We start from the raw sequence: 16,566 nt of genomic DNA, 5'->3' as shown, positions 1-16,566 counted from the left end.
CGTTGGGGGCATGAGTGACAGCAGCAGTCGAAAACTTCATCGCCCGCTGGCAGGGCCAGACCGGCGGCGCCGAGCGTGCCAATTATGCGCTGTTCCTCACCGAACTGTGCGGCCTGCTCGACGTCGAACCGCCCCAGCCCGCCTCCGCCGAACACACTGCCAATGACTATGTCTTTGAGCGCGCGGTATCCTTTAAGGAAGCCGGCAACAAGATCGGCCATGGGCGCATCGATCTCTACAAGCGCGGCCATTTCGTGCTCGAAGCCAAGCAGTCCCGCCAGAAAGGCGGCGGCAAGGCTATTGCCGGACAGGAAGAACTGTTCGCGCCCAGCGCAGCCCCTGCGGGCCGCCGCTCCGCCAGCCGCAATTGGGACATCCTGATGCTCAATGCCCGGCGTCAGGCGGAGGATTATGCCCGCGCCCTGCCCGAAAACCACGAATGGCCACCCTTCATCATAGTCTGCGATGTCGGCCACGCCTTCGAGATTTTTGCCGACTTCACCGGCAAGGGCCGCAACTACACCCAGTTCCCCGACCGCCAGGGCTTCCGCATCTATCTCGAGGATTTGCGCAAAGACGACGTCCGCGAACGGCTCCGGCTGATCTGGACCGACCCGGCGTCACTCGACCCCACGAAAAAGGCCGCCCGCGCCACGCGCGAGGTCGCCGAACGCCTCGCCAATGTCACCCGCCTGCTCGAAGCGCGTGGCCTTGATCCCGAGCTTGTCGCGCAATTTCTTATGCGCTGCCTTTTCACCATGTTCGCCGAGGATGTGGAACTGCTGCCCAAGGGCAGCTTTCAGCAGGTGCTGCAAAAATGCGCCGCCGATCCGCAGAAGTTCAAACCCATGGTCAGCCAGCTCTGGGCCGCCATGAACACTGGTGACTTCGCCTTTGCCATCGAGGCGCAGGTCAAAAAGTTCAATGGCGAGTTCTTCCGCAATCCCGTCGTGCTCGACCTGCAGCGCGAGGAGATCGGCGAATTGCTCATGGCTGCCGGCAAGGAGTGGCGCGATGTCGAACCGGCCATTTTCGGCTCCCTGCTCGAAGGCGCGCTGAACCCCAGGGAGCGCTCGAAGCTGGGCGCCCATTATACGCCCCGCGCCTATGTCGAGCGGCTGGTTATTCCCACCATAATGGAGCCGCTACGCGCCGACTGGCGCGATGCTGCCGTCACCGCCGAAAAGCTCATGGCCGAGGGCCGGCGCGAGGAGGCAATAGACACCGTCTCCGATTTCCACAACCAGCTCTGCCTCACGCGCGTGCTCGACCCGGCCTGCGGCACCGGCAATTTCCTCTATGTCGCCATGGAACTGATCAAGCAGCTTGAGGACGAAGTCATCGACGCGCTGGTCTCCATGGGCGGTCAGGCGAGCCTGGCGCTGGCCGGTCACACCGTCGATCCGCACCAGTTCCTGGGGCTCGAAGTCAATCCTCGCGCCGCCGCCATTGCCGAATTGGTGCTCTGGATCGGCTATCTACAAATCCACTATCGCGCCACCAGCGATCATCCCGCCGAGCCGATCCTGCGCGCCTTCCACAATATCGAATGTCGCGACGCGGTGCTGGTGTGGGACGGCTACCCGCTGCCCCAAATTGTCGACGGCCAGGAGACCTATCCCAACCCGCGCAAACCCGATTGGCCCATGGCCGATTTCATCGTCGGCAACCCGCCGTTTGTTGGTGGCAAGGACATTCGCTCGCGCATGGGCGATGCCTATATCGAGGCGCTCTGGGCCGCCCATCCCAAGATGAACGACAGCGCCGATTTCGTCATGTATTGGTGGGATCGCGCCGCCACCCTGCTGACGGCGAAAAACACCATTCTGCGCCGCTTCGGCCTCGTCACCACCAATTCCATCACCCAGGTCTTCCAGCGACGCGTCATCGAACGGCACCTGAGCGACACCAGACCCGTCTCTATCATCATGGCGATTGCCGACCACCCCTGGACCAAAGCCAGCCGCGACGCCGCCGCCGTGCGGATCGCCATGACCGTGGTTCAGGCAGGTCCCGGGGAGGGTGTTCTTTATGAAGTCGTCAGCGAGGCGGGATTGGAGACGGACAATCCCGAGATTGAACTGGTGGCCCAGAGCGGAAAGGTGAACGCCGATCTCACCGTCGGTGCCGACGTCACCCAGGCGCGCGAATTGCGCGCATCTTTTGGGCTTTGCTCACCCGGCGTGAAATTGCACGGCTCTGGCTTCATCATCGATCCATCGCTCGCTGCCGAACTCGGCCTTGGGACAAGCCCCGGCCTCGAGAACCATATCCGGCCCTACCGCAATGGACGCGACCTTATGGCGACCCCGAGAGGCGTCTTGATCATCGACCTTTTCGGCCTTACCTCCGAGCAGGTCCGCGAGCGCTACCCAAGGGTCTATCAACACCTATTGCAGGCGGTTAAGCCCGAACGCGACGCTAACAACCGTGAGAGCTACAAGCGCTTATGGTGGATTTTCGGTGAGCCGCGCAAGGATTTACGCCCCGCCCTCGAAAACCTCCCCCGCTACATTGCCACCGTCGAAACCGCCAAGTTGCTATTGCATCTGGAGACGCATTTCATCTTGGGGTGTTACACTCATCGTCACACGCAACTTGGGCGACCGCCACAGGCGGCCTGCTGGAGGACCGCCCGGTATACGTCAAATCTCAGTGCTTTGATCCCTTCCCCTTCCCCGATCCCGACGAGACCCAAAAGTCCGAAATCGCCCGCATCGCCGAAGCCCTCGACGCCCACCGCAAGCGCGCCCAGGCCGACCATCCCGACATCACCCTCACCGAGATATACAATGTGCTGGTGGCTCTGCGCGCCGGAACGGCGCTGACTCCGCGTGAGGAGGATATCGAATCCCGCGCCCTCATCCTGATCCTCCGCGAACTCCACGACGAGCTCGACGCCGCCGTGCTCAAGGCCTATGGCTGGCCGCAGGGGCTTTCCGAAGGCGAAATCCTCACCCGCCTCGTCGCCCTCAACAAGCAACGCGCCGCTGAGGAGGCCACCGGCCACGTCCGCTGGCTGCGGCCCGATTATCAGCGCCCCCGCTTTGGCACCGCCGCCCAGAAGGCGCAGAAAGGCCAGCTCGATCTGGTCGCCCCGGCCGACAAGGGCAAGCCCGCCTTCCCGACAGACGACCGCCGCCGCACCTCCGCGATTTTTGCCATTCTGGCCAGCGCCCCCGCCCCGGTGTCCGCCGCTGACATCGCCGCCCGTTTCCGGCGCGGCAAGTCTGTCGAAAAGGAAATCGCCCTCACCCTGCGCGCCTCCGTGCGCTTCGGCGATCTCGCCTCCCCCGATGGCGGCCAGACCTTCCACTTCCGTCAGGTAGCCTGAACGCCGCCCCTATTCCGCCGGTGCGCAATAAATCGCGTACAGCGTTTCGAGCACCTGCCGCACATTGTCTGACGCCAGGCTATAGCGGATGGATTGCCCGTCGCGCCGCGTCTTGACCAAACCCAGCGCTCGCAGCTTGGACAGATGCTGTGACAGCGGCGATTGCTCCAGCGCCACGATCTCCGCCAGTTCCCCCACGCTGCGCTCCCCTTCGAGCAGATTGCACAGGATCAGCAGCCGCTTGGTGTTGGCCATGGCGGTGAGCAATTGCACGGCCTCGTCGGCCCGCGGTTCAAGTTCGGTGATATCCATGCTTGACATATTAGAACATTCGAATATTTAGATGCAACACAATATTGCTCCTGGCCGTTATGGTCAGACAACAGCGCCTCAAGGATCATGCTAACAGAATTCACGCCTTTTCACGCCCTTGCTGGCGGCACCCTCATCGGTCTCGCCTCCGTCGCCCTGATGGCTCTGCACGGCCGAGTCGCCGGCATGACCGGTATTGTCTCGGGCCTGTTCGTCAAAGGCGATCGCCCCTGGCGTCTGGCTTTTCTCGTCGGCGCGGTCGCCGCTCCCCTGTTCGTCTGGCTGGTCAGTGGCGCGCCCCTGCCCTTCGCCAGCGATGTGCCGCTCTGGGCCGTGCTGGTCAGCGGCCTCATCGTCGGCGCTGGCGTAACCTTTTCCGGCGGCTGCACCAGCGGTCATGGCGTCTGCGGCAATGCCCGCCTCTCGCCGCGTTCTGCCGTCGCCACGCTCACTTTCATGGCCACGGCCTTCACCACCGTCTTTGTCATTCGTCACTTGTTGGGAGGCTTCTGACATGCTGCGTCTCGCCACCAGCCTTCTCATCGGCCTCGTCTTTGGCACCGGCATCATCATCGGCGGCATGAGCAATCCGGCCAAGGTCCTCAACTTCTTTGATCTCTTCGGCACCTGGGATCCCAGCCTGCTGCTGGTCATGGTTTCCGCGCTGGTCGTCACCTTCATCGGCTATCGTCTGGTCTTCCGCCGCACTGCGCCGCTGTTCGACATCCGCTTCCACCTGCCGACCAAGCGCGACATCGACTTGCCCCTGGTTGGCGGCGCGGCCCTGTTTGGCCTCGGCTGGGGGATTTCCGGCTTCTGCCCAGGCGGCGCCATTCCCGCACTCGGTTTTGGCGAACCGCAGGTGCCACTTTTCCTCGCCGCATTGGTGGGCGGCATTCTGGCAACCAACGCCCTACGCCGCTCATTTGCCCCAACGCTCAATCCGTCCCCCCGAACCTGAGAGGATCTACCCATGTCGACCTTCCAGCCCCTGCCCTTCACGCCCGAGCTTTCGGTCAAACCCGAAGTCGTCGCCTTTTTCGACGAGCCGACCAACACCATCAGTTATATCGTGCGCGATCCGTCATCCGATGCCTGCGCGGTGATCGATTCCGTCATGGATTTTGACTATGCCTCCGGCCATATCGCCTATGAAGGCGCCGACCGGATCATCGCCCATATCCGCGATCATGGCTGGCAGCTGCACTGGCTGATCGAAACCCATGTCCACGCCGATCACCTCTCCGCCGCCCCCTATATCCAGCAACAGCTGGGCGGCAAGCTGGGCATCGGCGACCAGATCTGTGTGGTGCAGGACACCTTCGGCAAGGTGTTCAACGAGGGCACCGAATTCCAGCGCGACGGCTCCCAGTTCGACCGCCTGTTTGCCGATGGCGACAGCTACCAGATCGGCAACCTGACCGCGCACACGCTCTTCACCCCAGGTCACACCCCCGCCGACATGGTCCATGTCATTGGCGACGCCGTCTTTGTTGGCGATACCCTGTTCATGCCCGACGGTGGCTCGGCCCGCGCCGACTTCCCCGGCGGCGACGCTCGTACCCTCTATCGCTCAATTCAGCGCCTGCTGAGCCTGCCAGGCGAGATGCGCCTCTTTATGTGCCACGACTACGGCCCCAATGGTCGCGATATCCGCTGGGAAAGCACGGTGGCCGAACAGCGTGACCACAACATCCATGTGGGCCACGGCACCAGCGAGGACGATTTCGTCGCCATGCGCGAGGCACGCGACCAGACCCTGTCTATGCCCAAGCTCATCATTCCGTCCCTGCAGGTCAACATGCGGGCGGGACAACTCCCCCCCAAGGACGACGATGGCAAGACCTATCTCAAGGTCCCCATCAACGGCCTCTGACCCACACCATAAAGGAAACACCCAGATGAAGATCACCAAGGTCAACGACCAGTTCGCCACCAGCCCGCAGATCCAGGTTAGCGATATCCCCGAGATCGCGGCCGCGGGCTACACCGCCATCGTCTGTGCCCGCCCTGACGACGAAGACCCCAATCAGCCGGCCTTCGCCGAGATTGCTGCTGCCGCACAATCCGCTGGCCTGAAAGCTTTTCATATACCGGTCTCCGGCCCCTTGGGCGAAGGCCAGTTGATCCGCTTTGAGCAGGCTGAGGCTGAAGCTGGCGGTCCGATCCTGGGCTATTGCCGCTCCGGCGCCCGCGCCGGCAGCCTCTACCAGGCCACCCGCTAACTTGCTGGATTTTCAGGCCAATGTTGCTCGAACCCCTTCAATACCTGCTCGGAACCCTCTCGGGCGGCCTGATCGGGTTCAGCCTTGGCCTCTTCGGCGGCGGCGGCTCCATTCTGGCGGTACCGCTGATGGTCTATGTGGTTGGCGTCCCCGCACCCCACATCGCCATCGGCACGAGCGCCTTTGCCGTGGCCGCCAATGCCGCCACCAATCTGATCACGCATGCCCGGCGCGGCAATGTGTTGTGGCGCTGTGCCCTGGTCTATACCCCGGCCGGCATCCTCGGCGCCTTCTTCGGCTCCCTACTCGGCAAGGCGCTTGATGGTGAGCTGCTGCTGCTTTTCTTTGCGGCCCTGATGCTGCTTGTCGGCACCCTGATGTTTTTGGGCCGCCACGATCCGGGCACTCCCGGCGCCCGCTGCAATCGCGAGAAGGCACCCAAGGTCATCGCCTATGGTGCTGCAACCGGCGCCTTCTCGGGGTTCTTTGGCATCGGCGGCGGTTTTCTTATCGTCCCCGGTCTCGTCGCCTCCACTGGCATGCCCATCCTCAATGCAGTCGGCTCGTCGCTGGTCGCGGTTACCGCCTTCGGCCTCACCGCCGCCCTGAGCTACGCTTTTTCCGGCCTCGTCGATTGGCCGCTAGCTGCTGTCTTCGTGTTTGGTGGCATCCTCGGCGGTCAGCTCGGCACCCGCGCAGCCACCGCGCTGGCGAGCCGCAAGGGCGCTCTGAACACTGCCTTTGCAGCTCTCGTTGTGCTCGTCGCGCTCTACATGGTCGTGCGGACGCTTCCCGCTATCTTCTAGCGTTTCCAGCAAAAGTGGCCCCGGTTTCGCGCTTCGGAAACGTGGCAAAGGAGGGCTCAACGCACCAGCGGAAACACCGCCCGCACCTTCTCCTCGCGCAGCCACAGCGCCACCCACACCGCGACCCCGAGATAGATCGAGAACAGTGTGTGGCTGAACAGCGGATTATCCACCCGCAGGTTTGCCGCCAATGCCGCCCCCAGCAATCCGGTGGTCAACACCGCGCCCAGCAATGCCGTGCGCGGAATAAGAAACAGGGTCACACACCCCACCTCGATACAGCCAATTAGCAGCAGATACTTCACCGGCCAGCCGACCACTTCCAGTGGCTCCAGCGCCGCCTCGATCGCCATGAACTTCGGCAGTGCCGAAGCCAATGCCAGAAACAGCCCGATCAACCCGCTCAAGACCCAACCCGCAATTTTCATTTTGTCACACCCGTGCCGGCAGCACCGCGCCGCCCTCTGCCCATGCGACGCAGATCAAGCTGCGATTTCGACAGAGCTCAAAAAAAAATCAGGCCAGACCAGCCCATCGTTATGGCCGCTGACCCTCCCGGCCTCAGAGACGGGCCTGGTGGCGGTCACCCCGCCACCCCTTGCTCATAGTCCACGCTTCCTGATACCCACGCCAATCGGCCACCCAAGGAAGTCCCATGCTGCCCTGGCAAAAACTCGGCGAGACCACCATGCCCGGCGGCGGCCCGATGACGCTGATGCAGCGCGGTACCGAGTTCTCTGTCATGTCCGGCGTCATCACGCTGATGAACAGCCGCATGAGCAATTCGGAGGAGCAGCTCGCCAATCTGTCGGCTGCCCGCATCGGCGCGCGATCCGCTGCGCGCATCCTCATCGGTGGCCTCGGCCTGGGCTTCACCCTGCGTGCCGCGCTCAAATGTTTCGCTGCTGACAGCGAGATCGTCGTAGCCGAGCTCGTGCCCGAGCTTGTCGAATGGGCGCGTGGACCGCTTTCGCCCTTGCACGGCGATAGCCTCGACGATCCGCGCGTCCGGATCCACCTGGGCGATGTCGCAACGGCCATCACCGGCGGCAAGCCTTTCGACGCCATCCTGCTCGACGTCGACAACGGCCCCGACGGCCTCTTCCGCCCCGCCAACGATCGCCTCTACAACGCCGCCGGCCTCGCCGCCGCCCGCGCCGCGCTGACCCCGGGCGGCCATCTGGCGATATGGTCTTCGCACCCCGACGCCCGCTTCACCAGGCGGCTCAAGCAGACCGGCATGCAGGTCGAGGAAGTGACCGTCCGCGCGCGCAGCAACGGCAAGGGCGACCGTCACACACTCTGGTTCGCCACAAAAACAGGCCGCTGAGCCGGGCGCGACCATATGACCAGAGTGCCAGAGCACAAAAGAACCACCTCGAGGCTGCCTCATGCATCGTCTGTCGCAGCCGCAATTGCGCGGCACCGCTCCACCCGCCGGAGCGCCTGGCTGAATTTCCTGCCGGCGCTTGCAGACATGCGATCCTGGTGAAGCTCGGCTTACAATTCCCTGACACTCGATAACATCGAAATATAATAACAATTCCAGATGCTTAATGGAAACTCGACCTCGCTCCGCACGTTGTCCGAGCATCCCTAGATGCACTGGAAACGTCCATGTCTTATGAGCGCGAAACGATTGTCGAAAAGCCTGTCCACCGCGAAACGGTGGTCACGGGCGGCAGTCCCGCTGGCCTGATCGGCGGCATCATCGCGGCAATTGTCGCGGTCCTGCTGATCCTGTGGCTAGTCAATGGCGGCATGTCCACCACTGGCGACACAGTCAGCGTCGATTTGCCCGAAGTCACCGTCACTGAATAACACCACCTCGCTCAAGGCAAAGTGGTCATCCGCGCCGGTCTGTCAGAAGCCGTCGCGCTCCGATGCGCCGCCCTTGACCAAATGGAGGCGTCCATATGTTTATCACTCGTCGCCAACGCGAACTAAGAAAGAAGCGACTGGCCGCCGCCGCCATTGCCTGCGCCGGTATCCTGTTTCTACTTCCCCGCGATCTATCGGGCGTCGGTCAGCTTTTGGGGACCTTCAATCCGGTTGCCACAGTTGAGGCAGCCGAGCCTGCCAACTCAAATTAGCATCGAAAAAAATGAGGCCCTGGTCTCCGGCGAACGGGGGGCGGATGCCGGCGGTCAGGGCCTCATTATGCTAACGTTTTCCTGCATGGGTGGACGTCAACACCTCCACCACTATCATGCAGTGCCTGATGGCCAGCTTCACCCCCCTGTAAGCGATTTGTCAGTTTATAGCGCCTATCTTCTTCCAGATGTTGCTGCGTCTTGCTTGCACACTCCTGTTTGTCCTTGCCTGCGCTGCCCCGGCCTTGGGACAGAGCAACAGCGGCAATGCACCGGGCAATAGCGGTAATGCACCTGGCAATAGCGGTAATGCACCTGGCAATAGCGGCACCGGCAACAGCGGCAGTGCACCGGGCAATAGCAGTAACGCCCCGGGTAACAGCGACAGCGCATCCGGGCCGGGCGCTCGCCCGCAACCACCGGCGGGCACAGGCGCACCCATTGCCGACCATTCCCGCCCTTCGGGCACTGCGCCGGGCAGCAACAGTGCGCCGGGAGACGCGCCTTCTGTCTCCCCGCCCGATACCGTGACGACGCTGTCGCCGGACCAGGTCCGCGACGCCGTCGATGCCCGCCAGGCCATGCCGCTTGCCAGGCTCGGCGATGTAATCCGGTCTCGCGGCGGCGGCGAGATTGTCGACGCAGACCTTGTGCGTGTTGATCGCATGCTGGTCTATGCCATCAAGGTTATTGATCCTCTCGGCCGGCTGTCGGTTCAATACTTTCACGCCCGCTCCGGCGTTTATATCGGGAGCGAATAATGCGCATTCTCCTGTGCGAGGACGATATTCAGATCGGACAATCCATCCAGGAAGCGCTGGAGAAATCCGGCTTCCGTGTGGAGCGCGAGGCGGATGGCGAAGCCGCGCTTTTCCGCGGCGAGAGCGAAAGCTTCGACGCGGTGGTGCTCGATCTCGGGCTGCCACAGATGGATGGTCTGACAGTGCTCAAGCGCTGGCGTCGAGCCGGCCTGACAATGCCGGTGCTGATCCTCACTGCCAGGGGACAGTGGGAAGAGCGGGTGGAAGGCATTGAGGCCGGAGCAGACGACTATGTCGTCAAGCCCTTTCACATCATGGAAATCGTGGCCCGCCTGCGTGCACTGATCCGTCGCGCAGGCGGTCATGCCTCGGCCCGCATCCCTTTCGGTCCCTATGAACTGGACACACGCATTCAACAGGTGACGCGCGACGGCATGCCACTCGACCTTAGTCCCCAGGAATACAAGCTGGTTTCCTACCTGCTGCACAATCGCGGCCGCGTCGTCTCCCAGCTCGAAATCACCGAGCACCTTTACCGCCAGGACTACGAGCGGGAATCCAACGCCGTGGAAGTGCTCGTCGCGCGGGTGCGCAAGCGCCTGACTCCCGACATCATCAAGACGAGGCGGGGCTTCGGCTACATGCTCGGAGACGGCTATTGAGTCGCCTCTCGCTCAAGCTGCGACTCATGGCGCTATCGGCCCTCTGGGTGATCGGCTCGCTTGCTGCCGCTGCGATCATTCTCCAATACCTGTTCACCACCACACTCGAAAGGAGCGTACGCGAGGACCTCGAAGCGGCCATGACCCGCCTCATAGCTCTGATCGATCTCGAAACATCCGATCTGGCACTGACCGCCCCAATGCCCGACCCGCGATACGACACGCCATTGGGCGGACGCTACTGGCAGATCGAGAACACCCACACAGGTGAAATGCTGCGATCTCGATCTTTGTGGGATACCGTCATCCCCGCGACAGCGGGAGACGCCGATGGTCACCAGCACTTCGCCGGCGATCAGGACCTGCACCTGATCTACATAACCCGTTTCATCACTGCAGACGGGCGCCCCCTCCAGGTCAGTCTCGGCGAAGATCATCTTCCGGTGCATCTGGCCACAGTGGATTTCCAGCACGACGTGTTCCGGCTTTTTCTGATCCTCGGCGCCGTAATTCTCGCCGCCGCCTGGTTGCAGCTTTCGCTGGGCCTGGCGCCGCTCAACCGCTTGCGCCGAGCCATCGACGAAATCCGGCAGGGCCGCACTCTCAGGCTTGGTCAGGGTTTCCCAGGCGAGGTTCGACCGCTGGTCAACGAGGTCAACGCGCTGCTGGACGAACGTGAAACCAATATCCAGCGCGCCCGGCAACGCGCCTCGGACCTGGCCCATGGTCTTAATACGCCGCTCGCGGCCCTTCACGGTATCGCTCAGCGTGTGCGCGACCGGGGCAATGCTCCCGACGCCGACCTCATTGACGACCTCGCCTTCGAAATGTCCAAGCGCATTGATTATCAGATGCGGCTCAGTGCCCTTCGCCTGCGCACCGGCAACTACACTGAGAGCGCCTCAATCAACACTGCCATCCTGCGCACCATCACTGTGCTCAAGAAGACCGGACGCGGCGAGCGACTGCACTGGGTCGCCGAAATGTCGGGGGATTGGCAGGTGGACATTCACAGGCAGGACCTGATCGAGCTCGTCGGCGTGGTCCTGGAAAACGCCGCCAAATGGGCCACCTCGCGTGTTGTGGTTCACACGACTATCTCACCGCAATCCGTCACCCTGCACGTTGCGGATGACGGCCCTGGCATTCCGCCAGAACAACTCGCGCAACTGGGCGAGCGCGGCCGCCGCTTTGATGAAACCATGCCCGGTAGCGGCCACGGACTCGCGATTGTTTCTGAAATCCTGGTGATCAACAACGGTCGAATTGAATTCGGCCGCTCTGAACAGGGTGGCCTCCTGGTGCGTGTGACTCTCCGGCGTGCCGACCACTGAGCACGGGGAAATCAGGACGCATCTTGGCCCGGGGCCTCCTGGGCAGGCAGTAACAGCGACGCTGCGGCGATGCAGCCGACACTCAAGCAAATGGCGAAAATAGCAAGACTGAGCATGATCGGTCCCCTTCGTTCGTGCAATGGGCAGGGGTCGTGTTGACGTTTCGGACAGCCCCCTGCCGCCATCCGACACACCTACAACGCTGCTCCGGGGGCATCGTTTCGATAACATGCTGGTTTTATTATTATATTTCTCCATCAACCGATGTCAGGTTTTTGTCAGCAAGGCGCCCCTTCGTCGCCCGTTCCCATTCCGTTCGCCTCGTGCTAACACTCGTGATCCATTTCCCTGCTGACATTGCGTGACAGAGCACCCATCTATGGGTTCATCTGTACCCGTCCCTGTTGCTGATCTTGCGAGCGCGCCATGCCCCCCAAATCGACACGCCCCGGCAAGGCCGAATTTTCCATCGACGAATTCTTTGCCGAGATCGAGAAGGCTGAGGACATTGTCGCCTCCAAGCCGCTCTATGCCGAGCGCATGCGCAACAAGCGCGCCCTCGACCGCGCCGACGCCGCCGAGAAGGAAGCTGCCGCCCCCAAGACCGCCCTCGAAAAGCGCCGCACCACCAAGTCCAGCCATGACACCGCCACCGGAATGGCGAAAAAGACCGGCAAGACCAAGATCAACTCGGTCGACCGCGTTGATTTCGACGGGATGGGGGAAGCGCCTCAGGCCGGCTTCGGCCATATGCCGGCCCAAAAGCTGACAGCCCGCGAGATTTCCCGCGCCGCCGCCGCCGATCCGGAAACCCAGGCCAAGCTGCGCGAAGCCCTCGACACAGCGGTCAAGAAGAACAAGGCCAAGAAGGGCGAGAGCCTCGAAAACGCCACCACGGTCGGCATCACTGCCACGGTCAAGGCGCTCGAGCAGATCATCCTCCATGGCCGCAAGGAGGTGGAAGGCTCCGCCCCCTGGGCCCCGCATCGCCCCGAGCGCCCGGCCAAAAGCGGCGCGTCAAAACCCTTCCGCCTCGACACCACCTATACCCCCGCCGGCGACCAGCCCACTGCCATTGCCGAACTGGTGGAAGGCGTCGAAAACGGCGAGACCGACCAGGTCCTCCTCGGCGTCACCGGTTCGGGCAAGACCTTCACCGCCGCCCAGGTCATCGCCCGCACCCAGCGCCCCGCGCTGATCCTCGCGCCCAACAAGACCCTCGCCGCCCAGCTCTACAGTGAGTTCAAGGGCTTCTTCCCCGACAATGCGGTCGAGTATTTCGTGTCTTACTACGATTATTACCAGCCCGAGGCCTACGTCCCGCGCACCGATACCTATATCGAGAAGGAATCCACCATCAACGAGCAGATCGACCGCATGCGCCACTCGGCCACGCGCGCGATCCTCGAACGCGACGACGTCATCATTGTCGCCTCGGTCTCCTGCATCTACGGCATCGGCTCGGTGGAAGACTACACCGCCATGACCATCGACGTGCAGAAGGGCGAAAAGATCGACCAGCGCCAGCTGTTGGCGAAACTCGTCGCCCTGCAATACAAGCGCGGAGACACCGGCTTCGTGCGCGGCACCTTCCGCGTCCGCGGCGATACGGTCGAAATCTTCCCGGCCCACTATGAAGCCGCCGCCTGGCGCGTCTCGCTGTTCGGCAACGAGGTGGAATCGATCACCGAATTCGATCCCCTCACCGGCAAGAAATCTGCCGACCTCACCTTCATCCGCGTCTATGCGAACTCGCACCACGTGACGCCGCGCACCACGATGAACCAGGCCCTGAAACTCATCAAGGCCGAGCTCGCCGCGCGCCTCCAGGAGCTCAACGGCGCCGGCCGGTTCCTCGAAGCCCAGCGCCTCGAACAGCGCACGCTCTTCGATCTCGAAATGATGGAAGCCACCGGCTCCTGCGCCGGCATCGAGAACTATTCGCGCTACTTCAGTGGCCGCAAGCCCGGCGAGCCACCGCCGACCCTCTTCGAATATCTCCCCGACAATGCCCTGGTCTTTGTCGACGAAAGCCACGTCACCATCGGCCAGCTCGGCGCCATGTATCGCGGCGACCTGCGCCGCAAGGCGACGCTCGCCGAATACGGCTTCCGCCTCCCGAGCTGCATGGACAATCGCCCCCTCCGCTTCGAGGAGTGGAACGCCATGCGCCCGCAATCGGTCTATGTCTCGGCCACCCCCGGCTCCTGGGAAATGGAACAGACCGGCGGCGTCTTCGCCGAACAGGTCATCCGCCCCACCGGGCTGATCGATCCCCCGGTCGAGATCCGCCCGGCCACCCATCAGGTCGACGACGTCATCGACGAGATCCGCACCACCATCAAGGCCGGCTACCGGACCCTGGTCACCGTCCTCACCAAGAAGATGGCCGAGGACCTCACCGAATATATGCACGAACAGGGCATCCGCGTGCGCTACATGCATTCGGACGTCGACACCATCGAGCGCATCGAGATCATCCGCGACCTGCGCCTTGGCGCCTTCGACGTGCTGGTGGGCATCAACCTCCTCCGCGAAGGCCTCGACATCCCCGAATGCGGCCTCGTCGCCATTCTCGACGCCGACAAGGAAGGCTTCCTCCGCTCCGAAACCTCCCTCATCCAGACCATCGGCCGCGCCGCCCGCAATGTCGACGGCAAGGTCGTCCTCTATGCCGACCGTGTGACCGGCTCCATGGAACGCGCCCTGGCCGAAACCAACCGCCGCCGCGAAAAGCAGATCGCCTACAACACCGAACACGGCATCACGCCGCAATCGGTCAAAGCCCGCATCAACGACATCGTCGACTCCGTCGCCGAACGCGACCACGTCACGATCAGCATTGGCAAGGGCAAAGACGGGAAAGAAAAGGTCGTCACCGGCGACAACCTCGCCACGGTCATCAAGGACCTGGAACGCGAAATGCGGGAGGCGGCGACGAACTTGGAGTTCGAGAAGGCTGCGCGGTTGAGGGATGAGGTGAAGCGCTTGCGGGAGATGGAGCTGGATACGCTTGAGGGCGAGGTCAGCTAACCCCCACCCCGCCTCCCCCTGTCAGGGGGAGGAGTCCATCGAGTTGGTCGCCGCTCTGGTGACGAGCACTCCACTGCTCCTCCCCCTATCAGGGGGAGGTCGGGTGGGGGTATCCCACGAAAAAATGCTCTCAATGCCTATGCCCTCCCGCAGCCCTCATGGTGAGGTGCGGAGCGCAGCCTCGAACCATGAGGGCGACCAGAACAACAGCTGTCCCCCCCCCCCGATCGTCAGCCAGCAAAAGCTGGGCCCAACTTGAGATCCTAAGATGGATCCCGGCGTAGGCCCGGGATGACAGCCGGTGGTTGCTGACGCCTTTGATACCAACCAAGCAATGAGCAAATTTCTCCGGGAGAGATTTGAATGGACGGGGCAATGAGAGCTGTGCCCAAATTGGGGGAGGTCAGTTAGCTGCTGGCTCCTCACCCCCGGCGCGTTACCCTCGGACCTGAACTGAGGGCTCTGAACTTTTGCTTGCAAAGGGCGCCTAGCAGTGCTGCCCCTGACCTTAAGGCACTCTCCAACGTCAGAGAGCCGCGATGTATAGCACGCTAGTCATGAGGCCCTTGATCCTCGAACGTGTTTCGCGCATTTTCACTCATGCACTCCCAACACACGGAGCCTTGAGAAACCGTTGCGCAAACCACGAGAAGCTCAAACAATAAAACTCTCAACGGCACCCCTTCACACAGTATTCGGGGCAACTCTTGGCGTATTACTCGCAACATCAAGTGTGTCCAATGCAAGCAAGAACCTAGATGTTACAGCGTTTGTCGTACCGATCCTGCTAATTGCGTGCATGGCAGTTATATGTGAACTTGTATTTGTTAGAATAGCAAATAGGAAAATTTTTAAACTTGAGGCTTCGCTCGCTATATTGTGTTGCGTAGCGTTTCTTTTTACTTGGCCGTCAAATTTGCAGTCCTACTCAACAAACATTTCTAATGAAAATTCCGGATTGAACATCGGATTCTACGTAGACAGTAGCAGCGCCTTTGTATGCACATTGATGTTTGTTTGGTTTATTAGTTGCTTTGCTATCGGCTACATGGAAAATGAATAGATGAATATGACCTACGCAATTGGGATCGCACTTTCGGCAATTACGTTGGTGTTAGTTTTTTATGCTGTAAGGGCGAGAAAATCCGAAGCCAAAGCGACAAATTTACATGATTTTGGCCCACTACTATTTCACGGAATTCACAAAATTCGAGTTACTGACCGACAACTCCCCTACTCATTCAGTTTTCTAAATATTGAACAGAAGTTTCCTATCCAAAAGACCGAAAGCACCCCAAATTCAGAAAGCAATTATAAAGTTGGAACTAAATTTGAATACTCTGACTCCTTATTGAATCACAACAATAACAAGTACTTTGCTGAGACGTCGGAAATAGGCAGGAAGACCGCAAGACCATGAATGCCACAGATAAAATCGAAGAAACTGCAGAAGAGCGCTCGAACCGCATTTTCACTGACAAACTCAGCTTTTATGAGCAGCTTTCATTCCAGTTCCTGGATGATGTTAATTCCTATCCAGTGCACATCCCGGGAAGGGATGGAGGGGCCGGCCTTTTTGGCAACAATATATCCATTTGTATTTCTGATGGCAGTGAAACGGCCTTCAGCGCAAATATACCGATCGAAGCTAACATAATTCTTGTTGCTCAAATGGTAGAGGCTATGGAAGAAAGCATGAAAACAGCCATGTCATCAAAGCTGTCAATAGACACATTAGTTTATTCCAGAATTACCTTACACAAGGCGTGCTTAGCAATTCAGGAACACGCCTCGAGACTTGATGCCATCATTGACCAAGTGATAGTTGATGACGGCGAAACTGCACCCAAGAAAACGCCATAATCTAAGGGATAATTGAGAAAGTATTTCGAGTGACCGTTTGGGTGGCGAGAACGTGCTAATTTACGCGCCGCGAAAGTAGGAAAGTTTTTATCACCATTGGGTAAGAACCGCATTGGCCGCTATTTCGTACGGCTTCGCGGCCA

18 protein-coding genes are annotated in these 16,566 nt (G+C 60.9%); 15 read left to right on the top strand and 3 right to left on the bottom strand.

Annotated features, from left to right (window positions below; all coding sequences use genetic code 11):
• The first annotated feature begins 14 nt into the window (after window positions 1-14).
• On the top strand, window positions 15-2,828 hold the full coding sequence (locus tag ACXYMS_RS03200) for a class I SAM-dependent DNA methyltransferase (RefSeq protein ID WP_458903598.1): 2,814 nt from the start codon (window positions 15-17) through the stop codon (window positions 2,826-2,828).
• Window positions 2,795-3,334, top strand: a complete 540-nt coding sequence (locus tag ACXYMS_RS03195) for a hypothetical protein (protein WP_458903596.1) — start codon at window positions 2,795-2,797, stop codon at window positions 3,332-3,334. The genes ACXYMS_RS03200 and ACXYMS_RS03195 overlap by 34 nt, the downstream gene beginning before the upstream one ends.
• A 9-nt stretch (window positions 3,335-3,343) precedes the next feature.
• Here ACXYMS_RS03195 and ACXYMS_RS03190 read toward each other — a convergent pair whose 3' ends face one another.
• Complete coding sequence (locus ACXYMS_RS03190; RefSeq protein ID WP_458903594.1) at window positions 3,344-3,655, bottom strand: ArsR/SmtB family transcription factor; 312 nt, start codon at window positions 3,653-3,655, stop codon at window positions 3,344-3,346.
• A gap of 78 nt (window positions 3,656-3,733) precedes the next feature.
• On the opposite strand from ACXYMS_RS03190, the gene ACXYMS_RS03185 reads away from it, so the two are divergent.
• From ACXYMS_RS03185 to ACXYMS_RS03165, 5 genes are read left to right on the top strand one after another with little or no spacing between them, the layout of a single operon-like run.
• Window positions 3,734-4,159: a YeeE/YedE family protein gene (locus tag ACXYMS_RS03185; protein ID WP_458903592.1), complete on the top strand. Its 426-nt coding sequence runs from the start codon at window positions 3,734-3,736 to the stop codon at window positions 4,157-4,159.
• 1 nt (window position 4,160) lies between these two features.
• Complete coding sequence (locus ACXYMS_RS03180; protein WP_458903591.1) at window positions 4,161-4,607, top strand: DUF6691 family protein; 447 nt, start codon at window positions 4,161-4,163, stop codon at window positions 4,605-4,607.
• Between the two features lie 12 nt (window positions 4,608-4,619).
• On the top strand, window positions 4,620-5,522 hold the full coding sequence (locus tag ACXYMS_RS03175) for an MBL fold metallo-hydrolase (RefSeq protein WP_458903589.1): 903 nt from the start codon (window positions 4,620-4,622) through the stop codon (window positions 5,520-5,522).
• Window positions 5,523-5,547: 25 nt separating this feature from the next.
• Window positions 5,548-5,871, top strand: coding sequence for a protein tyrosine phosphatase family protein (locus tag ACXYMS_RS03170; protein WP_458903587.1), 324 nt, complete (start codon window positions 5,548-5,550; stop codon window positions 5,869-5,871).
• 20 nt (window positions 5,872-5,891) lie between these two features.
• Window positions 5,892-6,677 (top strand): sulfite exporter TauE/SafE family protein, encoded by a 786-nt coding sequence (locus ACXYMS_RS03165; RefSeq protein ID WP_458903585.1) that lies wholly within the window; start codon window positions 5,892-5,894, stop codon window positions 6,675-6,677.
• 56 nt (window positions 6,678-6,733) lie between these two features.
• On the opposite strand, the gene ACXYMS_RS03160 is transcribed toward ACXYMS_RS03165, so the two are convergent.
• The gene (locus tag ACXYMS_RS03160) at window positions 6,734-7,105 is read right to left on the bottom strand and encodes a DoxX family protein (protein ID WP_458903583.1); all 372 of its coding nucleotides are present in this window, start codon (window positions 7,103-7,105) and stop codon (window positions 6,734-6,736) included.
• Window positions 7,106-7,332: 227 nt separating this feature from the next.
• Here ACXYMS_RS03160 and ACXYMS_RS03155 point away from each other — a divergent pair, with 227 nt between their 5' ends.
• From ACXYMS_RS03155 to ACXYMS_RS03140, 4 genes are all read left to right on the top strand, one after another.
• Entirely contained in the window at window positions 7,333-8,007 is a 675-nt protein-coding gene (locus ACXYMS_RS03155; RefSeq protein ID WP_458903581.1) for a polyamine aminopropyltransferase, read from the top strand.
• Between the two features lie 287 nt (window positions 8,008-8,294).
• Window positions 8,295-8,498: a hypothetical protein gene (locus ACXYMS_RS03150; RefSeq protein ID WP_458903579.1), complete on the top strand. Its 204-nt coding sequence runs from the start codon at window positions 8,295-8,297 to the stop codon at window positions 8,496-8,498.
• A 517-nt stretch (window positions 8,499-9,015) separates the two neighbouring features.
• The gene (locus ACXYMS_RS03145; protein ID WP_458903577.1) at window positions 9,016-9,531 is read left to right on the top strand and encodes a PepSY domain-containing protein; all 516 of its coding nucleotides are present in this window, start codon (window positions 9,016-9,018) and stop codon (window positions 9,529-9,531) included.
• Entirely contained in the window at window positions 9,531-10,193 is a 663-nt protein-coding gene (locus ACXYMS_RS03140; RefSeq protein WP_458903575.1) for a response regulator transcription factor, read from the top strand. The genes ACXYMS_RS03145 and ACXYMS_RS03140 overlap by 1 nt, the downstream gene beginning before the upstream one ends.
• On the opposite strand, the gene ACXYMS_RS03135 is transcribed toward ACXYMS_RS03140, so the two are convergent.
• Window positions 10,147-10,335 (bottom strand): hypothetical protein, encoded by a 189-nt coding sequence (locus ACXYMS_RS03135; protein ID WP_458903573.1) that lies wholly within the window; start codon window positions 10,333-10,335, stop codon window positions 10,147-10,149. The two genes, ACXYMS_RS03140 and ACXYMS_RS03135, sit on opposite strands and share 47 nt — an antisense overlap.
• On the opposite strand from ACXYMS_RS03135, the gene ACXYMS_RS03130 reads away from it, so the two are divergent.
• From ACXYMS_RS03130 to ACXYMS_RS03115, 4 genes are all read left to right on the top strand, one after another.
• The gene (locus ACXYMS_RS03130; RefSeq protein ID WP_458904595.1) at window positions 10,244-11,527 is read left to right on the top strand and encodes a sensor histidine kinase; all 1,284 of its coding nucleotides are present in this window, start codon (window positions 10,244-10,246) and stop codon (window positions 11,525-11,527) included. The genes ACXYMS_RS03135 and ACXYMS_RS03130 overlap by 92 nt on opposite strands.
• Window positions 11,528-12,184: 657 nt before the next feature.
• A complete protein-coding gene (gene uvrB, locus ACXYMS_RS03125; protein WP_458904593.1) occupies window positions 12,185-14,560 on the top strand; it encodes an excinuclease ABC subunit UvrB in 2,376 nt (791 codons plus the stop codon).
• A gap of 1,063 nt (window positions 14,561-15,623) precedes the next feature.
• On the top strand, window positions 15,624-15,980 hold the full coding sequence (locus ACXYMS_RS03120) for a hypothetical protein (protein ID WP_458903572.1): 357 nt from the start codon (window positions 15,624-15,626) through the stop codon (window positions 15,978-15,980).
• Window positions 15,977-16,423, top strand: a complete 447-nt coding sequence (locus ACXYMS_RS03115; RefSeq protein ID WP_458903570.1) for a hypothetical protein — start codon at window positions 15,977-15,979, stop codon at window positions 16,421-16,423. Before ACXYMS_RS03120 ends, ACXYMS_RS03115 begins: the two co-directional genes overlap by 4 nt.
• The last annotated feature ends 143 nt before the right edge of the window (window positions 16,424-16,566 follow it).

Source organism: Devosia sp. CAU 1758, assembly GCF_054482695.1.
The sequence above is the reverse complement of the archived record's forward strand: the minus strand, read 5'-3'. Positions and strand labels throughout refer to the sequence as shown.

Coding starts and splice junctions, on each gene's coding strand:
- ACXYMS_RS03190 (WP_458903594.1), bottom strand. CDS start 3,655: ATGTCAAGCATGGATATCACCGAACTTGAACCGCGGGCCGACGAGGCC.
- ACXYMS_RS03185 (WP_458903592.1), top strand. CDS start 3,734: ATGCTAACAGAATTCACGCCTTTTCACGCCCTTGCTGGCGGCACCCTC.
- ACXYMS_RS03180 (WP_458903591.1), top strand. CDS start 4,161: ATGCTGCGTCTCGCCACCAGCCTTCTCATCGGCCTCGTCTTTGGCACC.
- ACXYMS_RS03175 (WP_458903589.1), top strand. CDS start 4,620: ATGTCGACCTTCCAGCCCCTGCCCTTCACGCCCGAGCTTTCGGTCAAA.
- ACXYMS_RS03170 (WP_458903587.1), top strand. CDS start 5,548: ATGAAGATCACCAAGGTCAACGACCAGTTCGCCACCAGCCCGCAGATC.
- ACXYMS_RS03165 (WP_458903585.1), top strand. CDS start 5,892: ATGTTGCTCGAACCCCTTCAATACCTGCTCGGAACCCTCTCGGGCGGC.
- ACXYMS_RS03160 (WP_458903583.1), bottom strand. CDS start 7,105: ATGAAAATTGCGGGTTGGGTCTTGAGCGGGTTGATCGGGCTGTTTCTG.
- ACXYMS_RS03155 (WP_458903581.1), top strand. CDS start 7,333: ATGCTGCCCTGGCAAAAACTCGGCGAGACCACCATGCCCGGCGGCGGC.
- ACXYMS_RS03150 (WP_458903579.1), top strand. CDS start 8,295: ATGTCTTATGAGCGCGAAACGATTGTCGAAAAGCCTGTCCACCGCGAA.
- ACXYMS_RS03140 (WP_458903575.1), top strand. CDS start 9,531: ATGCGCATTCTCCTGTGCGAGGACGATATTCAGATCGGACAATCCATC.
- ACXYMS_RS03135 (WP_458903573.1), bottom strand. CDS start 10,335: ATGGCCGCTTCGAGGTCCTCGCGTACGCTCCTTTCGAGTGTGGTGGTG.
- uvrB (WP_458904593.1), top strand. CDS start 12,185: ATGGCGAAAAAGACCGGCAAGACCAAGATCAACTCGGTCGACCGCGTT.
- ACXYMS_RS03120 (WP_458903572.1), top strand. CDS start 15,624: ATGAATATGACCTACGCAATTGGGATCGCACTTTCGGCAATTACGTTG.
- ACXYMS_RS03115 (WP_458903570.1), top strand. CDS start 15,977: ATGAATGCCACAGATAAAATCGAAGAAACTGCAGAAGAGCGCTCGAAC.